The organism is Stenotrophomonas sp. HMWF003, from assembly GCF_003061285.1.
GTDB lineage: Bacteria > Pseudomonadota > Gammaproteobacteria > Xanthomonadales > Xanthomonadaceae > Stenotrophomonas > Stenotrophomonas maltophilia_AP.
The window spans coordinates 1-5,157 of record NZ_QAIW01000204.1 but is presented as its reverse complement, the minus strand read 5'-3'; the positions used below and the strand labels follow the sequence as shown (position 1 = coordinate 5,157).

General features: G+C 67.0%; 3 protein-coding genes. 2 read left to right on the top strand and 1 reads right to left on the bottom strand.

Annotated elements, in window-relative coordinates:
• Positions 1 to 274: FAD-dependent oxidoreductase (locus DBR34_RS08345; RefSeq protein ID WP_146186798.1), on the bottom strand; the 274-nt coding region annotated here is incomplete at its 3' end.
• A 231-nt stretch (positions 275 to 505) separates the two neighbouring features.
• On the opposite strand from DBR34_RS08345, the gene DBR34_RS08340 reads away from it, so the two are divergent.
• Together DBR34_RS08340 and DBR34_RS08335 are read left to right on the top strand one after the other, a co-directional pair.
• Positions 506 to 2,620, top strand: a complete 2,115-nt coding sequence (locus DBR34_RS08340; protein ID WP_181393948.1) for a M13-type metalloendopeptidase — start codon at positions 506 to 508, stop codon at positions 2,618 to 2,620.
• Between the two features lie 666 nt (positions 2,621 to 3,286).
• The coding region (locus tag DBR34_RS08335; protein WP_146186797.1) for a M13 family metallopeptidase at positions 3,287 to 5,157 on the top strand (1,871 nt) is incomplete at its 3' end.

Below are 5,157 nucleotides of genomic sequence, written 5' to 3'. Positions count from 1 at the left end.
TGTTGATGCGGCGTGGCACCACCGTCAGCCCGTGCGCTGGCAGGTCCAGGTCGGCGATCACCTTGGGCTGCAGCAGGGACACCGTGTAGGACGCCACCGAGTTGCGGAAACCCGGATGGAACTCCTCGGTAACCGCCGCGCCCCCGACCACCCCGCGCCGCTCCAGCACCAGCACGCGCTTGCCGGCGCGCGCCAGATACGCCGCGCACACCAGGCCGTTGTGCCCGGCACCGATGATGAGTGCGTCCCACGCCTGCGCTGAAGGGTTTGCCATGGCCGTTATATACACCGCCACGGCGGGGCGTGTCGCCCGACGGGCCCCGGCTTTGCCGCTGCGGTCGTCCGGGCGTGCCGAAGGCGGTGGCCTGCCCCACGCAGGTGCGGCTTGCCATCGGCCATGACCTTCGACACCCTTGCAGGTCGGGCCAGCGGCGTATCGTCTGGCCCACGGCCCCGCAGGGGCCAGCCCACGCATGACCCATCGGCCTGGAGGCCATTCACAGTGATCGCTCGCACTCCCAAGATTGTTCTGCTGACCCTGGCCGTTTCGGCCGCGCTGGTCGGCTGCGGCAAGAACGAAACCCCGGCTACGGACAGCGCGGCCTCCACCGCCGCACCGGCCACCCCTGCCGCTGCGGCCACCGAGTACAAGCTCGACGAAAGCAAGCTGCCGGCCTACAACGCCTTCCACCCGTCCGACCTGGACACCAGTCTGGACGCCTGCAACGCGTTCGGCGACTACGTCAACAGCAAGTGGCTGGCGGCCAATGAGATTCCGGCCGACCGCACCAGCTGGGGCGCCTTCACCATCCTGGACGAGCGTTCGGTGGCCGTGCAGCACCAGCTCGCCGAGCAGGTCGCAGCGGTGAAGAACCCCAGCGGCATCGAGAAGATCGTCGGTGACTTCTGGGCCACCGGCATGGACGAAGCCAAGATCAACGCGCAGGGCATCGAGCCGATCAAGGCCGACCTGGCCGCCATCGACGGCCTGCAGAGCAAGGAGGCGGTCGCCGACTTCCTGCGCAGCAGCGCGGCCAAGGGCGAGAACGTGCTGTTCGGCTTCGGTCCGGAAGCGGACTTCAAGAACTCCAGCATGAACATGGCGTACGCCAGCCAGGGCGGCCTGGGCCTGCCGGACACCACCTACTACACCGACGCCAAGAACGCCGACAAGCTCAAGGCCTACCAGGCCCACGTGGCCAAGGTGCTGGAACTGTCCGGCGTCGCCGCCGCCGATGCGGCCAAGCAGGCCGCCGACGTGGTGAAGTTCGAAACCCGCCTGGCCAAGGCCTCCAAGTCCAGCGTCGAGCTGTCGCGCGATGTGTCGCTGTACTACAACCCGGTCACCCTGGCCGACGCCGACAAGCTGACCCCGAACTTCAGCTGGACCGAGTTCTTCAAGGCCCAGGGCGTGGCCGCGCCCGAGAAGTTCTCGCTGGCCATCCCGTCCTTCCACCAGGAAGTGAGCAAGGCGCTGGGCGACACCGATCCGTCGGTGTGGCGCGCCTACCTGCGCTTCCACACCGTGGACGGCGCCTCGCCGTACCTGGCCGATGCGTTCGTGCAGGAAAACTATGAGTTCTACGGCAAGACCCTGAACGGCCAGAAGGAAATGAAGCCGCGCTGGAAGCGCGTGCTGGGCACCATCGAGAGCGATGCCGGCGATGCGTTCGGCCAGCTGTACGTGAAGGTCGCCTTCTCGCCGGAAGCCAAGGCCAAGATGGAAGAGCTGGTCAAGAACCTGGCCGCCGCGCTGAAGGAGCGTATCCAGGGCCTGACCTGGATGAGCGACGAGACCAAGGCCAAGGCCATCGCCAAGTGGGAGACCTTCACCCCGAAGATCGGTTACCCGGACAAGTGGCGTGACTGGAACGGCCTGACCACCGGTCGCGACAGCTACTTCGGCAACGTGCGCGCGGCCAATGCGTTCAACTACAAGTGGTCCCTGTCCAAGATCGGCAAGCCGGTGGACAAGACCGAGTGGGGCATGACCCCGCAGACGGTCAACGCCTACTACAACCCGCTGCAGAACGAGATCGTGTTCCCGGCCGCGATCCTGCAGCCGCCGTTCTTCGACCCGAAGGCCGACGACGCGCTCAACTACGGCGGCATCGGCGCGGTGATCGGCCACGAAATGACCCACGGTTACGACGACCAGGGCAGCCGCTTCGGGCCGACCGGCAACTTCGAGAACTGGTGGAGCGAGGCGGATACCAAGAACTTCGGTGGCCTGACCGGCAAGCTGATCAAGCAGTTCGACGGCTACAGGGTCGACGGCCAGGCGGTCAACGGCAAGCTGACCCTGGGCGAGAACATCGCCGACCTGGGCGGTGTGGCAACCGCCTACGACGCGCTGCAGAAGGCCTCGGCCGGCAAGGAAGACCCGAAGATCGACGGCTTCACCCGCGATCAGCGCTTCTACTTCAACTGGGCCACCGTGTGGCGCACCAAGTACACCCCGGAGAACGCCAAGGTCCGCCTGGCCACCGATCCGCACGCCCCGGCGCAGTTCCGCGCAATGGGCGCGCCGTCGAACCTGCCGACCTTCGCCGCTGCGTTCCAGTGCAAGGCCGGCTCGCCGATGGTCCGCGCCGGCGACCAGCAGGTCGTGATCTGGTAAACCGCACTACCGCCTGATCGGCCGCAGGCGACTGCCCGCGACTTTTCCGGCAATGCGGTTGAGTAAGGAGAAACGCCTCGATTCCGCTGGGAATCGGGGCGTTTTTTTTTGTCTTCCTTGTGGGGGAGAGGCTTGAAGGCACCGGTTATGTGCGTCGCGAGCGTCGGGGCCCGTTGGCGGCCGGCAGACCCTTGCGCAAATGTCCCCCGGCCGCCTGCGGCAGCCTCCTCCTTGAGTTTGCCAAGGGTCTGCCGGCCGCCAACGGGCGCGGCTCGCGTCAGCAACGGTCCATCTCGATCTCTTGGACGCTGGCGCTTTCCCACACAGACTTCTGGACGCCAGTCAACGCACTTCCCGCGCCTGGTCGCGGCTGATCCGCCCGAGAAAGGTCAGCTGCCATCGGTGCGTGGAGCGAAGGAGTCAACTGTTGCCGCGAGCCACGCCTCTTGGCGGCGAACAGGCCCTTGGCAAACTCAAGGAGGAGGTCGCCGCAGGCGACCGGGGGACATTTGCACAAGGGCCTGTTCGCCGCCAAGGGGCCCCAACGCTCGCGCGGGTTGCCGTTCGCCGTTGCTTACCGCCCTTCGTAGTTATCCTCCCCATCACGCTCTTTTCGCTTTGCTTGGTACACTCGCGCGATCCCAATCCACACTGGATTCGCTTTACATGTCCAACCTCCGTCCGCTCGCCATTGCCCTGGGCCTTGGCCTGGCCTCCCTGGTCATCGCACACGATGCGCACGCTGCGCCGAAGAAGAAGGCCGCGCGTGCGCCGGCGGTCAGCGCCCAGTGCAGCGACTTCTATGAAGCCAGCAATGGCGCGTGGCTGAAAGCCAATCCAGTGCCGCAGACCGGCGCCACCACCGCCCTTGGGCAGCTGGCCGAGCGTACCCGCCTGCAGCAGCGCGACCTGCTGGACGCGTCCATGAAGACCCCGCAGGGCACCGTGCAGAAGCTGCTCGGCGACTTCTGGGCCAGCGGCCTGGACGAAGCCGCAGTGGAAGCCGACGGCTCCAACCCGATCGCCCCGCTGCTGACCCGCATCAACGCCATCAAGAAGGCCAAGGACGTCCCCGCCTCGATCGCCGCCCTGCACCAGGTCGGCATCCCGGTGGCGTTCAACTTCGCGCCCGACGTCGACCTCAAGGCGCTCGACCGCCATATCGGCTATTTCATGCAGGGCGGCATGGGCCTGCCGGACCCGGCCTTCTACACCCGCACCGACGCCGACACCGTCGCGCTGATGGCCCGCTACCGCACCTACGTCAAGCAGATCCTGGCCCTCACCGGCACCCCGGCGGCCAAGCTCGACGCCGAAGCGCAGGCCGTCATCGCGCTGGAAACCGAACTGGCGCGCAACGCACAGTCGCTGGCGGGCATCAACAACCCGTTCAACAACTATGCCCCCATCTCCACCAAGGAGCTCACCAGCCGCTACCGCAACCTGCAGCTGGATGCGTTCCTCAAGGTCCAGGGCGTCAATGACGACCTCGTCTCGCTGGCCGACCCCGCGCTGTTCAAGCAGCTTGACGGCATGGTCACCCGCATCAAGCCCGACCAGTGGAAGGCCTACCTGCGCTGGCGCGTCGGCGATGCCATGGCCCCGTACCTGTCCAAGGCCTACCGCGATGCCGAGTTCGAATTCCGCGGCCGCGTGATCCGTGGCGAAACCATTGCCCCGGCGCGTTGGGAACAGACCCTGGATGCGATCAACGTCGCCGCCGGCCCGATGCTCGGCCGCGAATACGCCAGCAGGTACCTGTCCGCCGATGATCGCCGCCAGGCGGCGGTGATCGTCGACAAGATCCGCGAAGTGCAGATCGATGCCGTCAAGCGCAGCACCTGGCTCAGCAACGAGGCCAAGACCGAAGCGCAGGCCAAGCTGGCCGCGCTGAAGATCGAGATCGGTACCCCGCTGCGCGACCTCGACTACAGCGTGCAGCCGATGGGCCGTGGCAGCTTCGGCGGCAACATGCTGATCGCCTCCACCTGGCGCCACCGCGAGGAAATGAAGCGCATCGGCAAGGGCAACGCCGACCGCCGCTGGGACGTGCTGCCGCAGCAGCCGGCGCTGGCCTACGACATCGCCCAGAACCGCCTGATCGTCACCGCCGCCGTGCTGCAGGGCCCGGTGTTCAACGCCAAGGCCGATGCCGCCGACAAGTTCGGCAGCTTCGGTGCCCTGGTCGCCCACGAACTGACCCGCGCCATCGACGCCAAGGGCGCGCTGGTGGATGCCAAGGGCGAATTGCGCAGCTGGTGGACCCCGGCCGACAAGACCGCCTGGACCCTGCTCGGCAGCCGCGTGGCCGCCCAGTACAGCGCGTACGATTTCCCGGGCATCAAGGGTGCCAAGGTCAACGGCGAGCTGACCCGCGAGGAAAACCTGGCCGACGTGGCGGGCCTGGAACTGGCCTGGGAAGCCTACAAGGCGGTGGAACCGTCGGCCAAGCCGGCCGCCCAGCAGGGCTTCTTCCGCGCGTGGGCCGCGCTGTGGGCGCAGCAGCTGTCGCCGAACGAAGCCGCCCAGCGGCTCAC